The sequence below is a fragment of the Bacillus litorisediminis genome (assembly GCF_022808645.1).
In the GTDB taxonomy this organism is placed as follows: Bacteria; Bacillota; Bacilli; order Bacillales; family JC228; genus Bacillus_BF; species Bacillus_BF litorisediminis.
The window spans coordinates 1-17,949 of sequence record NZ_JAKZKT010000024.1 but is presented as its reverse complement, the minus strand read 5'-3'; the positions used below and the strand labels follow the sequence as shown (position 1 = coordinate 17,949).

Annotated in this window: 20 protein-coding genes and 1 pseudogene; 3 read left to right on the top strand and 18 right to left on the bottom strand. The window is 38.6% G+C overall.

Annotated elements, in window-relative coordinates; all coding sequences use genetic code 11:
- Positions 1–7: 7 nt before the first annotated feature.
- The 15 genes and pseudogenes from MLE14_RS13190 to mgtE all read right to left on the bottom strand — a co-directional run bounded on the left by MLE14_RS13190 (position 8) and on the right by mgtE (position 12,442).
- Positions 8–901, bottom strand: a complete 894-nt coding sequence (locus tag MLE14_RS13190; protein WP_243298852.1) for an MBL fold metallo-hydrolase — start codon at positions 899–901, stop codon at positions 8–10.
- 29 nt (positions 902–930) lie between these two features.
- Positions 931–1,203 carry a hypothetical protein gene (locus tag MLE14_RS13185; protein ID WP_243298851.1) on the bottom strand — a complete coding sequence of 91 codons (273 nt, stop codon included), beginning with the start codon at positions 1,201–1,203 and terminating at the stop codon, positions 931–933.
- Positions 1,204–1,379: 176 nt separating this feature from the next.
- Positions 1,380–1,637, bottom strand: a complete 258-nt coding sequence (locus MLE14_RS13180) for a stage VI sporulation protein F (RefSeq protein WP_243298850.1) — start codon at positions 1,635–1,637, stop codon at positions 1,380–1,382.
- 147 nt (positions 1,638–1,784) lie between these two features.
- Positions 1,785–1,901, bottom strand: a pseudogene (locus tag MLE14_RS13175) (YjcZ family sporulation protein); the annotation flags it as partial.
- A 124-nt stretch (positions 1,902–2,025) separates the two neighbouring features.
- Entirely contained in the window at positions 2,026–2,382 is a 357-nt protein-coding gene (gene spoVAE / locus MLE14_RS13170; protein WP_243298848.1) for a stage V sporulation protein AE, read from the bottom strand.
- 23 nt (positions 2,383–2,405) lie between these two features.
- Positions 2,406–3,428: a stage V sporulation protein AD gene (gene spoVAD, locus MLE14_RS13165; protein WP_243298847.1), complete on the bottom strand. Its 1,023-nt coding sequence runs from the start codon at positions 3,426–3,428 to the stop codon at positions 2,406–2,408.
- Positions 3,428–3,904, bottom strand: coding sequence for a stage V sporulation protein AC (gene spoVAC / locus MLE14_RS13160; protein WP_243298846.1), 477 nt, complete (start codon positions 3,902–3,904; stop codon positions 3,428–3,430). Before spoVAC ends, spoVAD begins: the two co-directional genes overlap by 1 nt.
- A gap of 18 nt (positions 3,905–3,922) precedes the next feature.
- Positions 3,923–4,393 carry a sporulation protein gene (locus tag MLE14_RS13155; protein ID WP_243298845.1) on the bottom strand — a complete coding sequence of 157 codons (471 nt, stop codon included), beginning with the start codon at positions 4,391–4,393 and terminating at the stop codon, positions 3,923–3,925.
- 346 nt (positions 4,394–4,739) lie between these two features.
- Positions 4,740–5,096, bottom strand: a complete 357-nt coding sequence (locus MLE14_RS13150) for a DUF1360 domain-containing protein (protein WP_243298844.1) — start codon at positions 5,094–5,096, stop codon at positions 4,740–4,742.
- Positions 5,097–5,200: 104 nt separating this feature from the next.
- The gene (fabI, locus tag MLE14_RS13145) at positions 5,201–5,971 is read right to left on the bottom strand and encodes an enoyl-ACP reductase FabI (RefSeq protein ID WP_243298891.1); all 771 of its coding nucleotides are present in this window, start codon (positions 5,969–5,971) and stop codon (positions 5,201–5,203) included.
- A 274-nt stretch (positions 5,972–6,245) separates the two neighbouring features.
- The gene (gene tatC / locus MLE14_RS13140) at positions 6,246–6,977 is read right to left on the bottom strand and encodes a twin-arginine translocase subunit TatC (protein WP_243298843.1); all 732 of its coding nucleotides are present in this window, start codon (positions 6,975–6,977) and stop codon (positions 6,246–6,248) included.
- A 98-nt stretch (positions 6,978–7,075) separates the two neighbouring features.
- Complete coding sequence (locus MLE14_RS13135; protein WP_243298842.1) at positions 7,076–7,321, bottom strand: twin-arginine translocase TatA/TatE family subunit; 246 nt, start codon at positions 7,319–7,321, stop codon at positions 7,076–7,078.
- 57 nt (positions 7,322–7,378) lie between these two features.
- Positions 7,379–8,821, bottom strand: a complete 1,443-nt coding sequence (locus MLE14_RS13130; RefSeq protein ID WP_243298841.1) for an alkaline phosphatase PhoX — start codon at positions 8,819–8,821, stop codon at positions 7,379–7,381.
- Positions 8,822–9,141: 320 nt separating this feature from the next.
- Complete coding sequence (locus tag MLE14_RS13125; protein WP_243298840.1) at positions 9,142–10,992, bottom strand: monovalent cation:proton antiporter family protein; 1,851 nt, start codon at positions 10,990–10,992, stop codon at positions 9,142–9,144.
- A 91-nt stretch (positions 10,993–11,083) separates the two neighbouring features.
- Complete coding sequence (mgtE, locus tag MLE14_RS13120) at positions 11,084–12,442, bottom strand: magnesium transporter (RefSeq protein ID WP_243298839.1); 1,359 nt, start codon at positions 12,440–12,442, stop codon at positions 11,084–11,086.
- A 257-nt stretch (positions 12,443–12,699) separates the two neighbouring features.
- On the opposite strand from mgtE, the gene prpE reads away from it, so the two are divergent.
- A complete protein-coding gene (prpE, locus tag MLE14_RS13115; RefSeq protein WP_243298838.1) occupies positions 12,700–13,440 on the top strand; it encodes a bis(5'-nucleosyl)-tetraphosphatase PrpE in 741 nt (246 codons plus the stop codon).
- A 43-nt stretch (positions 13,441–13,483) separates the two neighbouring features.
- Here the strand turns inward: prpE and MLE14_RS13110 are convergent, their stop codons facing one another.
- The 3 genes from MLE14_RS13110 to MLE14_RS13100 form a co-directional block, all read right to left on the bottom strand.
- Positions 13,484–14,383 carry an RluA family pseudouridine synthase gene (locus tag MLE14_RS13110; RefSeq protein WP_243298837.1) on the bottom strand — a complete coding sequence of 300 codons (900 nt, stop codon included), beginning with the start codon at positions 14,381–14,383 and terminating at the stop codon, positions 13,484–13,486.
- A gap of 67 nt (positions 14,384–14,450) precedes the next feature.
- Complete coding sequence (locus MLE14_RS13105; protein ID WP_243298836.1) at positions 14,451–15,251, bottom strand: NAD kinase; 801 nt, start codon at positions 15,249–15,251, stop codon at positions 14,451–14,453.
- Between the two features lie 3 nt (positions 15,252–15,254).
- Positions 15,255–15,902 (bottom strand): GTP pyrophosphokinase, encoded by a 648-nt coding sequence (locus MLE14_RS13100; protein ID WP_243298835.1) that lies wholly within the window; start codon positions 15,900–15,902, stop codon positions 15,255–15,257.
- 331 nt (positions 15,903–16,233) lie between these two features.
- Here MLE14_RS13100 and MLE14_RS13095 point away from each other — a divergent pair, with 331 nt between their 5' ends.
- A complete protein-coding gene (locus MLE14_RS13095) occupies positions 16,234–16,839 on the top strand; it encodes a CYTH domain-containing protein (RefSeq protein ID WP_243298834.1) in 606 nt (201 codons plus the stop codon).
- Positions 16,836–17,438, top strand: coding sequence for a lytic transglycosylase domain-containing protein (locus MLE14_RS13090; RefSeq protein ID WP_243298833.1), 603 nt, complete (start codon positions 16,836–16,838; stop codon positions 17,436–17,438). Before MLE14_RS13095 ends, MLE14_RS13090 begins: the two co-directional genes overlap by 4 nt.
- Positions 17,439–17,949 lie beyond the last annotated feature (511 nt).

Here is a 17,949-nt window from a genome sequence, read left to right as displayed (position 1 = left end):
TTTTTCATTAGATTGATTGTATAATCCATTGATAATCCTTAATTTCAAAAATAGCCTTCTTACTTTCGGATAAATGGGCGATATAGGCCCCGACTGTTGTACGAAATAATAAAAAGGAAGAAAGGTGACTGATTTTCACATTTCTTTCTCTGCATAAATAGGCAAACATCTCCTCGAAAGTGCATGTCCCCTGTTGCCTTATAAATTCTTCTGCTAAATTTACTATTTGCTGATGACAGTTTATATTTGCACGGACTGTTTTCTGAAACTCTTCTTCATAGTGCCCATGTCCCGGTACGGCTCCTTTTACATGGAGAAGGCTAAGTTTCTCTAAACTTTCCATGGTCAATTTATAGTTCACAATAAATGGAATTTTATGTTTATGTAAAGCCTCTGCACCAAAATACGAATCTGCCGCAAAGAGAATTCCATCATATTCTATACCAATTTGCTGATAGCTATGTCCAGGTAGGGAATGAATCTTAAATATGACCCCATCAAGTTCTTCCTGTCCAGCCATAATTTTTTTGTCAACTGTTACAGGAGGCGCTTCAATGAACTTATTTCTCAATTCCTGAACGGGAAACGTTCCTTGAAATAAATAGATTGGCTCTAACACCGGATTTTCGACGATGGCGGCTTCTAATTCCGGTGCAATTACTTTAACCTGAAAATTTTCCTTTAAATAACGGGCCCCTCCAAAATGATCTGAATGGGCATGGGTAATCATAAGGTGGGTTAGCGGCAATCCATGAGCCTGCAGATGCTTGACCACTTTTTTTGCGGCTGCAGCTTCGAGACCTGCATCAATCAAAAAACCTCTATCTTCAACGTGAATATAGCCGATATTTACTGCTGCCTGATAGTAACCACAGTGGTTGGTCATTCTTATAAATTCCATTCGACTTTTCCTTTCATTCAGGTAGGTTACTATATTGATTCATTAATGTACTTCCCTTTTCCTTCTATATTCAATAATATTTTTTGTTGTACATCATTCGTTATTGCAATTTGCTTTCTTTTACGAATGCTTGTATCGTTTATTGGATTGACACCATACCTCATCGGATCATCACGTTTTACGATTTTTGTTTTTGAAATTTTCACAGGAGCAAGGACCAGTTGATTTGGTTGTTTTTTTCTGTGGATTCTGTTTACGTATTGAGCTGAACCATAGTCATGATACGGCAAATAGTATCCCATATTCCTTCACTCCTAATCCTTTATTCATTGCTCGTAAACCTGCTTTAAACTACTTCTTGTAATATTCCCTTTTCCCTACCCTTTAGAAACGTAAAGTTTTAGTCAATTACCAACAAAAACAGACAATAGGGTGCCGAAATTTGTCCTTCCGTTCTCCCTATTGCCCTTCGTCGTGATTATTTCTTTTTATTATTCAGCATATTTGAAATCGTGTTGAAATCTAAAGATTTCCCATCTTTAGTAATCGATTCCACGATTTTATCTTCCAAGTCTTTTGATACTGGTTTATTAGCTATTTGAGAAACTCTTTTAATGACAGCACGAACTGTCTTTTCATCTTTGAAATTTGCATGTTGCAGAGAATTGGCAAGCTCTAAAATATCTTTCATATTAACGCCCGTCTTTTTTTCAATATTTTTAAAGAATGAATCCATCGATTGAAAGCCTCCTTTTTTCACTACCCTATTGTATGTAGGCTAAAAATATTTGGTGCTTTCATCAATGGAACAAAACTGAATAAATCATTCAAAAATCGCAAAAAGGCGGAGCAGCTGTTTGCTGCTCCACCTCTTTTTTCCGCATTAGCAGAAGCTTGCACCGACGATAATCAATAAGATAAACAACACGACGATCAACACGAACGTGGCACCATGTCCGTAACCAGCTCCAGCGACTGCTCCTGGGTAACCGCAGTAACCACCCCAATGCATGATTTGTCACCTCACTTTGTGTCGAACTCACTTTTAACATATGTAAAGGATGACAAATGTGTATGGGCTATACTCTAGAATTTTTGATTATTTCTAGACAACAGTCTATATTTTATCCTTTTGGCTTAAACAGTAATGCCCCTATGAAACCAAACACTATAGCAGCTGATATACCTGAGCTTGTCACTTCAAACATACCAGTTAATACCCCAATAATTCCATGGGCATCAACCTCCTGCATGGCCCCTGCAGTTAGAGAATTACCAAAGCTTGTGATCGGAATGGTTGCACCAGCACCAGCAAAATCAATTAATTTTTCATAAATGCCAAAGCCGCTTAAAATCGAACCAACTACTACAAGAATACTCAGTGTATGACCAGGTGTAAGCTTAAATACGTCCAACATGATTTGACCTATGACACAAATCGCTCCTCCCACAACAAATGCCCAAAAAAACATAGCTAGCATTGTGCATCCCTCCTTTAACGTGATTAATCATCATATTCAACTGAAACAGCATGAGCAATACATGGAATCGATTCTTTTTGCTGATAAGATAATGGTGATAACAATGCTCCTGTTGCCACCCACAAGATTCGTTTTAAATTGCCTTTTTTCATTTCATTCAATAAGTGACCGTACATAACTGTTGCAGAACTTGCCGCTCCGCTTGCGCCAGCCTGTACAGGCTGTTCAGGTCCATAAATTTTTAATCCGCAATCTTGAATACGGTCTTCCTGAATCTTTAATCCGTGCTGATTGATTAATAAATCCTTAAGCGTTTTATTGCCAATTCTCCCTAAATCACCCGTTACTATCACATCATAATAAGAAGGGTCAATTTGCATATCATTTAAGTGCGTTATGATTGTATCAGCTGCAGCAGGTGCCATTGCACCACCCATATTAAAAGGGTCCTTTAATCCCATATCAATTACTCTTCCAATGGTTGCCGAAGTTAGGACGGGTGCCGGCCCTTCAACATTTTGTCTGTTGGTCACAATTGCGACACCTGCCCCCGTAACGGTCCATTGCGCGGTAGGAGGCTTTTGTCCCCCATATTCCGTCGGATAACGGAACTGCTTTTCCACTGCCGCGTTATGACTGGAAGCCCCTGTCAAAACATAATTGGCTCCCTCATTGTTGATGATAAAACTGGCAAGTGCCAACCCTTCCATAGAGGTTGAACAAGCGCCGAAAATCCCTAAATAAGGAATTTGTTCGGTTCTAGCGGCAAAGGTAGTAGGTGTCATTTGATTGATTAGATCCCCAGCAATCATAAACTGAATTTGGTCTGGGGTTAAATTAAGCTTGCCTAAGGCACTATCGATGGCCTCTTCTAATAAAACCCGATGAGCTTTTTCGTATGAATCCTGCTCCATCCATAAGTCAGTATGTAAGACATCGAATTCATCCCGCAATGGTCCATTTGCTTCAAAAGGACCTCCTACAACCCCTGTAGCAGCAATAGCCGGACGATTTTGAAAGACCCAAGAGTATTTACCTTTTAGCATTAGATGACCCCCCATCTCATCAGGATCGTCTTAATCAAAGCAACGACAAACGCACTAAAAACACCAAATAAAACAACAGACCCTGCTAATTTAAACATATTGCCGCCTACACCAAGAACATATCCTTCTGTTTTATGTTCAATACATGCGGATATCACAGCATTACCAAATCCAGTAACGGGAACAGCACTGCCTGCTCCAGCAAACTGTCCTAACCGGTCGTATACCCCGAATCCGGTAAGTAACATAGAAAGGAATACCATGGTCGCAACCGTCGGATTACCCGCTGTTTGTTCAGTAAACGGAAAAAAATATATATAGAAGTAGCTGATTGCTTGTCCTATTGCACAAATTAATCCGCCTACCCAAAAAGCTTTAATACAATTTTTTAGGACAGGGCGTTTCGTTTCATGTTTTTGTTCTAATTGTTTATATTGATCCTGCTTTGGAGATATTTTGTCTTTTTTACCGTTCACGTCTCAAAACATCCCTTTCTACGTTAATTCCTTTTGTAAGGATAAAAGCTCTTGAAATTCTTTTTCTGCTTGTTCTTCTGTAAAGGAAGGATCCTTCATTTTGTTTTTGAGCTTAACCGCTTCTAAAAAGATCTTATAATCGCTTGATAACGTAAAATTTTCGTCCGGATAACGATCCTCCAGCATTTTTTCTAAATCCTTTTCAATGGTTTTCATGTGAAATCTTTCTAAATGCTTGACCTTGTATGCGACTAAAGTTTCATCTTTCCCTTTAATCACCATAACATCATAGATATCCTCCAATTTTTCAATATCATGTTCGATCTTCTCAGCCATCGATCTTGAATGATAATCGATACTTTGTGGGGCAGGATCTATGGTTCTTACTAAAGACCATTGTTCATCTGGCTCTTTCGGGGCTTCAAATGCACATCCGGTTATAGAGACAATGGTTAAACTAAGCATCCCTAAAAACAAAGTCCTATACATATTAGTCATCCCTTTATAGACGTTTTTCTAGATTTTATTTTCCGCTCATATCTAAAAAAATATTACCGTCCCTGTGTGACATCATTTACCATTCCAATAATGGAACGATTACAACTGCTTTTACAAAAAAAGCAGCTACCAGTTAACTGATAGCTACCATTTTTTTAACGGCGGTCTTTGCGCCAATACTTTCTTTTTGTTACAGCCGCAATCTTTTTTGATTGCTTGCGGCATCATTTTTGGCTGAGGGGCATATTGGATTTTTTTAAACATATTTAGACCTCCTTTATGAATCGGTGATATATAGTATGTGTTGCTGCGCAAACTTGTCTCCATATCAGCCTATTCACCTCTGAATGGAATGAACGATCGTTTCAATCAATGCAGCCAACCCTGCGATTGCTAAAACAACGATGATAGGCTGAAAAATGGGTGGATACACGATCAATCCACCATATAAACCGAGTGCAGACCAAACACCCATACACCAATAACAGCTCAAAAGCTCACCAATCCAGCTTTGAAGCCCTTTTTCTTTTGGCTTGATATAGGTTTCTTCCACACCATCTTGATTGACTTCAGTCCATTCCACAAAAAAAGGGCGCCTGATAAATTCGGTAATTTTGTCAAAGACTAATAATCTTGTTAAGCGAAAACTCGCAAGTGATAAAAGTAAAAAGTCAAATACGGATGGTACGCCCACTGTCTCTCCCCCTATCTCCCTCTATGTATATGCTCTTCACCTTAGTTGGACGTCCATTTTTTGCAAAAAAAAAACTCTCCCTTTTAAGGAAGAGTGTCATGGGTTTATAAAATATGGTATCCACTGTCAACGTGAATAGTCTCTCCGGTGATTCCACGAGAAAGATCGCTAAATAAGAAAGCAGCGGTGTCTCCAACTTCCTCAGGTGTGGTAGTTCTGCGAAGCGGAGCTGTTTCTTCAATTACTTTTAGAATGGAATTAAAATCCCCAATTCCTTTAGCGGAAAGTGTTCGGATTGGTCCTGCGGAAATAGCATTAACACGAATGCCCTCTTTTCCAAGATCATTGGCCAAATATTTAACACTTGCATCAAGTGAAGCCTTGGCAACACCCATTACATTGTAATTTTGTACGACTTTTTCCCCGCCGAGATAGGTTAAGGTGAGAATACTGCCACCTTCGGACATCATTGGACGCGCTTCTTTAGCAACAGCAGTTAAGGAATAAGAGCTTATATTATGAGCTAGTAAAAACCCATCACGAGTTGTATTTAAATATTCACCTACAAGTTCTTCTTTATTAGCAAATGCGATACAATGTGCGATTCCGTGAATAACTCCTGCTTTTTCCTGAATGGCTGCAAAGGCTGTCTTGATCTCTTCATCGACAGTCACATCACATGGAACTAAAAATGGCTCTTGTCCTTCAAGTGTTTCCACTAATTCCCTCAGCCCTTTTTCAAAGCGTTCACCTGCATATGTAAAAATTAAATTAGCACCCGCTTCATGCAGAGAACGGGCAATACCCCAAGCAATGCTCCGTTTATTAGCTACACCCATTACAACAATATTTTTCCCTTTTAAAGAAAGCATAATCGGCCTCCTATTATTACATGTTATTAGTACCTAGTACTAATTTTACTATACAATATTAAATTTGCAAAGGGAACAATACAAATCTAATAAAAACAAGGAGGGGGTCATCTCCCCCTCCTTATTTTTCCTGATTCAGAGTTTTGAGCTCCAGAGTCTTATGCAAGGCTTCCAGGCACGTGCAAAATTGGCAATTCGAGCATTTCGATTCCGTATCTCTTTGTTCATTCTTGTTTTCTATTTTTGGAAAAGCTGTACTCACTATAGTTCCTCCCTTCTAGTTTGTAGCGACTGTTGTATCTGCCAATGTTCTTTTACGAATAACAAATTTGCTTAAAGTAATGCTTAGTTCATATAGAAGCAACAGCGGTACAATTACAAGGATGTCAGAAATAAAATCTGGCGGAGTTATGATAATTGAGACAACCATCAGTAAAAAATAGGCGATTTTTCTAGCTTTTATAAGCTTATGGGGATTAATAATCCCCAGTCTTGTTAAGAACATCACCACTGCTGGCATTTCAAATATAAACCCAAATGGCAATGAAAGATTTAGCATGAATGCAAAGTATTTTTCCCCAGTAAAAAAGGTTTGAAATTGATCACCGGCCAGGTTCAGCAAGAAGGCAAGTACCATTGGGAATAAGATAAAATATCCAAACGCTATCCCTACAAGAAACAGGAAAAATAAGCCTGGAATAAACAGCAGGGTAATTTTTTTCTCCTCTTCGGTCAGTGCGGGTTTTACAAATTGCCATACTTGAAAGGCTGCAACAGGAATCGTAAAAGCTATTGCAAAAACGCCCGCAATCATCATATAAATCCAGAGAATATCCGCAGGTCCTAATACTGCTAATTTAGTATCCAAATCTTTTACTAAAAATTGATAAATCTCCTTTACATAGATAAACGCAAAAATAAAAAAGAAAACAAAAGCAACCAGGGTCATAATAATTCTTTTACGCAATTCGTTTAAATGATCAAAAAAATTCATTTGCGTCTTATCCATACTTGGACTCCTTTTAGAAACCGAGTTTGAACCAATCTAATCAATTTTTTTAGGAAAAAGGAAAGATGCAAGCTGATTTGGCTTACATCCTTCACTGATTAGATTCCAGTCTTACTTTGTGTATTTTCTAACGCTTGCAAATTCTTTTTTCCTTTAAGCTTCTCTGTTCCCTCAGCATCGTTAGACCCGTCATGATCATTCACAATATCATGAGCAGCTTTTTTGAATTCCTTTAAAGTGCTTCCGAATGCACGGCCAATTTCCGGCAGCTTGGAAGGTCCAAAAATAACTAACGCAATAACAAGAATTAATATAAGCCCTGGGATTCCAATGTTTTGCAGCACACATATTCACCTCACTACGAGCGTTTTAATGACCCAGTTTTCAAAAAAATTTAACTGTTACAGAATAGGCATTCCGTGCCGCTCTAATGCAGCTGCTTCCAAGATTGACATCCCTTGTTCTTCCGCAAAGGCTATAAGCTTGTCCGATACAACAGGACCAAGATTGGCCGGTGGCGCTGCAAACCCCATCGCTCTTTGCCGTGCCACATTTCTGCGCGCGAAAGGTCCCCAAATGGCAAACGTAATTCCTGGAGTTTGGATATTGACAAAGAATGTATTTCCATCAGGAGAGAATGTTGGCCCGGCAAACTCAGATCCGTTTAAGCGATTTTCGGCAAACGGATAAACATATCCATCAGGAGTCATACCAATGATTTTGTCATTTCCGTCGCCATCCTCTGCAATCCAAAGGTCACCCCAAGGAGTCATCGCAATATTGTCAGGCATTTCCAAATCATTTTTATCCGTAGACTCATAGAATAGCTCTAAAGTATTAGTTGAAGGGAAGTAACGATACACACGTCCGAGATTTCCGTCCCCTGCACTAGTATCGTCAAACCAAAACACACCCGCTGAGAAAAACGCCCCTTCAAGTCGGCTAAACTGAATGCAGCCAAGATCTTTTGCATCCTGTTGGGCCCGCTCAGGATTGACTTTTTTCCATACGATTCCAAATTTTTGTCCTGTGTTAAAAGCACTAGCGGATGAAGCAGGCAATTCATCGATGGCAGCTGCTTCAAGAATTCCGCCTTTTTGAAGCGAACCTAGTGTCTGACTGCGATCATTTGGTGTAAAGCGATAAAGAAAGCTCGGATCAGAATCCTCTGTTAAATACCAAATACCTGTTGCTGGGTCCACGGCACATGCTTCGTGAGAGAAATACCCCATGTCGCGAATCGGTGTTTTTGACATTTCATTTTCAGGATCAAGCGGATTCACTTCAAAAACAAAGCCATGTCCCATGTCGCGTGTTTCTTCACAAGTCAGCCAAGTCCCCCAAGTACTGGCACCGCCGGCACAGTTGCGGATGGTTCCTGAGCTGGAAACGTACTCTTTAATCACTTTTCGATTTTCTCCGACAATTAGAGTCGTAGTACCACCAGCTGCCCCTTTACTCCATGGATTCTTTCCGTTTACAGGATAGTCAGAATTGGTACTATTCTCATGATTTCGTACTAAGATGGTTGTATTTTTTTCTCCTTTGTAAGCAGCCATTCCATCCAACATCGCAGGGACTAAGTCGCCGTTAGACATTTTGTCTCCTGTTCTGGAAATGATTCGGTATTGAAAACCCTCCGGGAGATCTAGAATGCCGTTTGGATCTTTGACCAATGGACCATACCCGCCAAATCCGCTGGTTGGATTCTGTTCCGCTGTGAATCCTTTTGCAGCTCCGCTAAATGAATAAACTCCCGTTGCGCCTAATGCCAATGCTACTGTACTTATCCCGCCAACCTTTAAAAAGTCACGTCTGCTCAGTTCAGAATTAGAAGATTTCATCATCCTACCTCCAGCCATATTTTTTGGAAGACTATTACTAATAAGCCATCTCTAGCAATAAAGTTAACAGACTATTCTTAATCATTTGTTAAGATAGAGTAATTGTTTATATATAGCGAAGAAATAAACCGATAGTCATGTCCAATAGAGAGAAATTGGTTATTATTTGACGATTTCTTATATCAAAGGTAATACATAAAGCTGAGCGTCAAGAGAGGGAGAATATAATTAGTGAGTAAAGTCCCATAAAATCAGATGAAGGCAATATTAAATTTTTGTAAATCTCTATCAGATATTTTTATAAAAAAAGAGCCGGAATCTCAAAATTCCAGCTCTTGCTTTAATTGATCGACATATTCCTTTGACCCCGTTACGATAAGGCGGTCGCCAAACTGAAGCTCCGTATCTCCATGGGGAATAATCGATTCATTTCCTCTAAAAATCCGGACGAAAATAACATCCCCAGTAAAAGGAAACCGGCGAATCGTCATGCCGTCAAATTGTTCGTTTTGCATTTTTATTTCATAAAGTGAGGTTTCAACATTAGTTAATATACTAAGGACACTTGGCGACTCGATGAGTGCACGGAGCAGAACTTTTTGAGAATTAATCGCTGAGAATACCTCTACCCCTTGCTCCCTTAGCCTTTCACCTTTTTCCTGTGACTCAATTCTGGCAATGACACGTGCCACTCCATTTTCTTTGGCCGCTAAAGAAAGAGCTTCATTAATTTCTTCGTCACCTGTACTAAATACAACAATATCATGATGAAAAATGCCTTCACTTTTAATGGTTTCCACATTGTAATCTTTGATTTCTGTTATTTCAAATAAGGATTCTGTAATTTGTTTATCCGATTTGTCTTGTTTTGTATGATATAGACTCGGTTCATAAAGAGTTGATTTAAGCTCTCTTGAGACAGGCATTGTGAGTTGGTTAGCCCCGACAATAGCGACTTTTAATTTTTTAGGAGCCGCCACATGCTTAGGAAACAGTTTTCTAAATGCTATTGGTGTAATGACGGAACTGATAACTGCTACTAAAATCAGAGTTCCGCTCATCTCATGCGTAATGACATTCATTCTTTCACCAATCGTTGCCGCTGCAATGACTAATGACAGGGTGGATGTTAATAGAAAACCAGAAGCAATAACGGTTTTATGATCCCACCAGTTTTTCAGTAAATAAACAGGAATAATCTTTGAGATGAATAAAGCGATTAAAAGTAAAGGGATTAGAGACAGTAATTTTGGATCGCTTAATAATGCCCAAATATCTAACTCTACCCCAACCATTACAAAGAAAATCGGAATCAAAAAACCATAGCCAAAAGAATCTAACTTATGAATTAAATCCTGATCAGGCGATAATAAAGAAACTAAAGTACCAGCAACAAATGCCCCCAAAATATTTTCGGCACCAACAGATTCTGAAATAGCAACCAGCACTATGATTAAAGCAAAAATAGCACGGGTCCCAATTTGTGTCGTTCCTTTTGCCAATCCTTCCATGATTTTGCTCTTTCTGTACAACCTGCCCAGAAAATACAACACTACACCGGCTCCAAATAAAATAAAGAGAAGCCACATATTCCCCGCACCATGCGGATCATAAATAGAAACAAAAACTGCGAGTAAAATCATAGTGGCTAAATCGGCTATTACCGCAACCAGAAGAATAATTTGCCCGATTCTTGTTTTTGTCATATTGGCTTCTTTTAATGTAGGCAGGACAACTCCCAGACTAATGGTTGAAATAATAAGTGTCATCAGAAATGCGTTTTCGATAAAACCAAATAGAACAAATAAATAAGAAAGACCTAGAGACAATAAAAATATTCCGACAAATATAAAGGTAGCTACCGCAAATCCATTGGGTTCTAATTTACCTGAAGGGAGCTTTTCCTTTTTCCCTTTCTGTCTAAATGCAGAGAAATCAATTTCTAGACCGCTTAAAAACATTAAAAATATAAATCCAAGTGTGGATAATGTTTCGAGCCAGGCATCTGGTTTTACTAAATTAAAACCACTTTGACCAATGATCAGTCCTACAATTATTTCTGCCACCACAACAGGAATGACAGATAATTTAAAACGATGCAATAATATGGGTGTTAAAAACGCTGCTACCATTACAATAACAAGAGATGCAACGGATACTCCATGTTCCATTCCTATTACCTCCTTATATCAAAGCAAGGTATTTAAAAAGAAAACTTGGCTACAAGCCAAGATATTTCTTACAATCGCCTTTTTCTAGATCTTAAAGAACTAAAATACTAGCAAGACTAAAATAAATAAGAATACTGATCAGGTCATTAATCGTTGTGATAAATGGACCTGATGCAACGGCAGGATCTATTTTAAATTTGTGCATAATCAAGGGAACTAAGGTACCGGCTAAAGTAGCAACAAATAAAGAGCCTGCAATCGATATGCCCACTAGTATGCCTAAACTTATATTATTTTGCCAAATTGAAACTAAAATCGATACAATCAAACCACAAGTCAGACCAGTTATGAAACCTGTACCTGCTTCCCTTGCAATTAACTTCTGCACGGTCTCTTTTTGAATTTCCCCTGTCGAAATCCCTCTGACTGCAACCGCCAGTGCTTGAGTCCCAGAATTTCCGGCCATACCCGCAATTAGGGGGATAAAAATTGCTAATACTGCTACTTTTTCTAAAGTAGCTTCAAATATTCCAATCAGGCTCGCTGTCATCATACCTAAAAAAAGCAGGATAATCAGCCAAGGAAGTCTTTTCTTTGCTGCTGCCACTGGACTTCGATCTAATATGTCAACATCTGTAATTGCAGCAAACTTTGAATAATCCTCAGATGCCTCTTCTTCTAATACATCGATAATATCATCTACTGTTATAATTCCCACTAATCTATCCATATCATCCACCACAGGCAGAGCCAGGAAATCATAATCCTTCATCATTCGGGCCGCTTCCTCTTGGTCGGTAGAAACACTGACAGAAACTACCCGCTCGTACATGATGTCTGAAATCATCGTATCATCATCACTAATGATTAAATCACGCAATGACAACACACCGACTAGTTTTTCGTCCGCATCAACAACATAGATGTAATAAATGGTTTCGGCAGACGGTGCTTCCTTTTTTAGAATATACATAGCCGAACGAACCGTCTGGTTTGCTTCAATTTTAATATACTCGGTTGTCATAATGCTTCCGGCCGTATATTCTTCATAATGCAGCAAGTCTTTAATTTCATTTGCCGCATCTTTATCCATTATTCTTAAGAAACGTGCCACCTGTTCTTTATCTAGCTCATTTAAAACGTCTACTGCATCGTCTGCATACATATTAGAAAACATTTCTGCCGCATAATTCGAATCCATTTCAGAAAGGTAAATTTGAATTTGTTCCTTTTCAAGTCCCACATTTTCAAAAAGCTCTGCCATTTCTTCTGGAGATAAGTATTGATACAAAAGCTGTCTGTCTGATTCCTCAATTTCGCTGAAAAAACTGGCCTGGTCATAGGGATGGAGTTCAAGAAATTCTTCTCTAAATTCTTTGACATGATTATCACGAAGATACTTAAGAAGTTTTAGCTCGATGGTTTGATTTTCCTCTTCGCTCATTGTCATTACTCTCCCCTCCCTTGAAGTGTATATTGTAACAGAAGTATGTTAACCGTAACAGGATTAAAGATTAAAAACACTTTACAAAAGATTTCTTTCAAAATGGTTTGGGAATGATATACCTATTGTTTGTAAGATGCCTGCTTTTCATTTATATTGTGAATATTATTTGGAGCATTTCCCTGTTTTCATGGATACTAAACACGTACCAAATGATACATAAAAATAGACTTAGCTGTAAAATATTTTGTGGAGGGTTCACTTTGAAAATAGATATTATCGGTGATATTCACGGCTGTTACGATGAATTCGTCAGGCTTACAAAAAAATTAAAATACACATGGGAATCTGGAATTCCGATTCATCCACAAGGCAGAAAACTAGCATTCATTGGGGACCTGACTGACAGAGGCCCAAATTCGCTGCAGGTTGTAGAAATTGTCTATACCCTTGTTTGTGAAAAGAAAAATGCCATTTATGTACCGGGAAACCATTGCAACAAGCTCTATCGTTACTTTTTAGGAAACAAAGTTCAAATCACACACGGATTAGAAACAACCGTTGCAGAATGGCAAGCATTGGATTCAAGTAAGCAAAATCAGATAAAACAAAAATTTATCGAACTGTATGAGCAAGCTCCTCTTTATCAATTAGTAGATGACGGAAATCTCATTTTAGCCCATGCAGGGATTAAAGAGTCGTTAATTGGCAAATACAACTCCAAGGTCAAAACATTTGTCCTATATGGTGATATCACGGGTGAGACAGACGAAAGCGGCAGACCTGTACGGAGAGACTGGGCTTCCCATTATACCGGGAAAGCATGGATTGTTTACGGTCATACACCCGTCAAAGAAGTACGTAAGATTAATCGAACCTACAATATTGATACTGGAGCAGTCTTTGGAAATAAATTAAGCAGTCTTCGCTATCCTGAAATGGAAATTGTCGATGTTGAATCAAGTATGCCTTACATAGAAGACAGATTTAGACCCTTTGAATAAAATATGCGCAAAAAATAAAATGAGACTGTCCGTTATGGCTGTCTCATTCCTTTATATTGTCAAGTATTGCTTTCATATCAGCTGGGAGCTCTGAATGGAATTTTTTAACCTCACCAGTAACAGGATGGATAAAAGAAAGTTCTACACAGTGCAGTGCCTGTCTTTTCATCCATTTTAAACTCCCGCCATAAAGATCATCCCCAAAAAGCGGATGACCGATATATGACAAGTGAACACGAATCTGGTGAGTTCTGCCTGTTCTTAATTGAACTGCAATATGAGCAAAATCCTGGTACTGCTTAATTAGTGAAATTTGAGTTTCTGCATATTGACCTTCTTGAGTTACTTTCCGTTCAATGATACTATTTTCTTTACGGCCGATTGGGGCAACTATGATTTGATTTACCTGTTCTAAAACGCCTTCTACTAATGCCTCATATTTTCGTTTTACTGTCTTTTCTTTTTGCTGCAAAGTAAGTAAATAATGAATATAGCGATGCTTAGCTACGAGAAGCAATCCTGATGTGTCCCGATCTAATCTTGTTACAATATGAACAGCCGATTCGATTTGCTTTGCCTGATAGTAATGAAGCAAACCGTTTGCAATCGCATGAGTTGGTTGCTCACGCGAAGGAATCGTCAGAATTCCGGCGGGCTTATTAATCACTAGTACACTTTCATCTTCATATACAATGTCTAACGGAATAGGTTTAGTAATCAAAGATTCACTCGGAATCTCAGTTGGGAACTGGATTCGGACAAGGTCATTTTCTTTTAAGATATATCTGACATTCACTTCTTTGCCGTTGACTTCGATCTTGCCGCCCTCGAACTTTATAGCCGTTAATGTCCGGCGGGATATTTCCTTCGCAAAGAGAAATTCCCGCAGCATTTGTCCTTCCTCACTTTTTTGAACAATCCATCTAAGCTGAAATGGTGCCATATATTGCTGCTCCCTTAGTGTAAAAATTAAAATAGGAAAAATGTAACCAACCGAAAAGTTATACGGTTTATTCTTCACCGATAAAGGAATCATGGACCCGTTTCCAGAACGGAAATGGGCGAAATCTGGCAAATCGGACTTTTTGATCTGCTACCCTAAATTGAATCGATTTAACATCCTTATGTAATAAAGTTAAGTGGTCAACTGTTATATGGAAATCTGGAGAGTTGACGGGCTTCAGCACACAAGTATGATGGGAAGGCAATATAAGCGGTGACCCGATTGTCCGGAATACCCGATTATTAATAGACGCCATTTCAGCGATTTGAATCGCCGGCAAAGAAGGGTGGATGATAGCTCCTCCAAGTGCTTTGTTATAGGCTGTACTTCCCGAAGGAGTCGAAACACAAAGGCCATCTCCCCTAAAGCGCTCAAAGTGCTGCCCTCTAATTTCAACGTCAATCACAAAGGTGGCATCTACGCTCTTAACTGTAGATTCATTTAATGCCAAATAAGTTGTTTCCTTTCCTCCATGCTGATATCGAATCATGACCTCAAGCAGAGGATATTCAATTGTTTGATATGGCGTTTTCGCAATCGCAATAACGAGCTTTTCTAATTCGTCCGGTGTCCAGTCTGCATAAAATCCCAGATGTCCCGTATGAACCCCGACAAAGGCTGTTTTATCTAAGCGCCGGCTGTATCGGTGAAAAGCATAAAGAAGGGTTCCGTCTCCCCCCACCGAAATGACAATGTCAGGCTGATCCTCATCATAGATCAGCTCAAAATCAGTTAAATATGTACGAATTTTATGGGATAATACGTTTGATTTTGAGTCCCCTTTGGACGTAATCGCAAATCTTTTCATAAGTCATCCATCCCTACGATCAGTTTTATTCTGATTCTCCTTTTTTCTCGAAAAAAAGGCTTGTGCTTCTTGAATCTCCCCGCGAATTTGTGACATCTCTTCATCCAGTAAAAAGGCTGCCTCTGCTGCGCGCTGTAATCGTATCTTGATGTCCTCCGGGAACTGACCTTTATACTTATAGTTCAAAGAGTGTTCGATAGTAGCCCAAAAATTCATGGCAAGTGTACGAATCTGAATTTCAACCAATATCTTTTTTTCACCATGTATGGTTTGAACCGGATACCTAATCACAACATGATAGGAGCGGTACCCGCTCGATTTTTTATGTGATATATAATCTCTTTCTTCAAAAATCTCAAAATCATTTCTCATTTTTAAAAGCTTAACGACCCGATTTATATCATCAACAAATTGACACATTACTCTCAGACCAGCAATATCTTGCATCTCATCTTCAAGCCGATCTAACGGAATTCCTTTTTGTAAGGCCTTATCCAGAATACTTGCAATCGGCTTCACCCTTCCGGTTACAAATTCAATCGGAGACAAGGACGAATCCTGTTCGAATTGTGCCCGAATTCCCTTTAATTTAACTTTCAATTCATCAACCGCTTGCTTGTAAGGTGAGAGAAACAAATCCCAATGGTTCAATGCTTTCCCCTCCACTGATTATCCAAAAATGAGGCTAACTTTCTATATAATCATGATAAAATCAATTAAACATTCTATGTAATACGAATGTAGTCAGTACTCTCTTAATACTGAGTTTAGACTAGCAACTTTTTATCAAAGTTTATTTACTTCCAATGAAGTTTCTTTAAAATTCTCATTAGCATCTTTTATTTTAACATACTGTATATAGGCATGGGAAAAGTGGGATACATGGCATCCAATAATTTTTTCATTTGGCCTAATCTCTTTTTCTCTACGACGAAACGAGATACAATAAGGATAGTGTTTTAGAAAGGGGTGGGCAAATCGGTTGGCACAACAAATAGAAATTGAGTTTAAAAATATGCTCACTAAAGCTGACTTTGAAAAATTAATAAAGGGATTTAAGCTTAATAAGGGAAACTTTAAAAAACAAGTTAATTTTTACTTTGATACATATGATTTTATTTTGAAACAGCACAAAGCTGCTCTTAGAATTCGCGAAAAGAATGGTCTGTATGAGCTTACGTTAAAGGAACCCTTAGGTCAGGGACTGTTAGAAACAACTGATATCCTCGAACCGGTGGTAGCTTTGGATCTCATAAAAGGTAAAACTTCGATTCCTGAAGGAGATGTGTATGTCCAGCTTCAAAAGTATCCGCTCCAACTGGAACAAATCCGCTTATTTGGATCATTAGAAACGGAACGGGCTGAGGTTACATATGAAGCAGGATTACTAGTCTTTGATAAAAGCAGATACTTTGGGAAAGTCGATTATGAAATCGAATATGAGGTGACAGATATTGAAATTGGCAAGGCATCCTTTCTAGCCTTATTAGAACAATACGACATACCAATCAATCCAGCTGAAAATAAAATGATTCGCTTTTATAAAGAAAAACAAATGGAACATGAAAAGAGGGTGGAAACAGAATGAAAGTCCAAGATATAAAAGCATTGATGGAAATTCAAGCTTTGCAAACACTGCAAGGGAAAGAATCAACGATTGACTCCTCCCAGGTTTTTCAGACTTTATTAATTGAATCATTAAAAGAAAAAACAGAAGTAAATCCTGCAGAGAGTGTAATAAACAATTTAAATCAAATTCATTCAAACGCAAGTGTGCCAGTCTCCAGCACTCACGGAAATGAAACCATCCAAAGTATTATTGAACTAGCAGCTGACCAATATAATGTTCCGAGCCAGCTCATCCATGCAGTCATTCAGCATGAGTCTAATTATGACCCATCTGCCACCAGCAGGGCAGGTGCCAAGGGACTGATGCAATTAATGCCACAGACTGCTAAAAGTCTCGGAGTTACTGATATTTATGATCCGATGCAAAATATTTTAGGTGGAACAAAATATTTAAAATCTATGATTGATAAATATGACGGCAATATCCAATTAGCACTGGCTGCTTATAATGCTGGCCCAGGCAATGTCGATCGTTATAATGGGATCCCCCCATTTACTGAAACACAAAACTACGTAAATAAAGTTTGGACTACCTATACTAAACTAATTTCCTTGTGATGAGACCTTAAACGAGGTCTCTTTTAAATTTCGGATGCACCCCAGTAAATAACGGATCGTATGTCCTATCGTATCGTCAAAACAGCGTTTTTTATGCAAATAACGTATTGTATGTCCAAAAAGTGATCCCTCCCAATTCCAAGCTTGGGCAAACTTTTCTGTCACAAAGTTCTCCTCCATCAGCACCTCCATTATTTAACAAAACCACACGTTGCTCATGAAATCTGCTTTCTAGCAATCCCGTGTAAGCTATTTGTTTGTTTTATCCCCTTCTCGCTGGTAAAATACTATCATAATATAAGAAAAGCGAGATGACAGTTTCGCATCGTGCACTGAGCTAGAAAGGAATAAAGTTCCGGCACGATTCATTGTTATTATTAGAAAAGCCCAGTGGTAATATGTCAAGCACCAAAATCAAATGAATTGGAAATTAAAACGTAAGTTGTCTAAACCAAAGCAGATTTTGGGCATGACAAATAAACTTCGCTTTTTCTCTTTTAAAAAAAGAAAA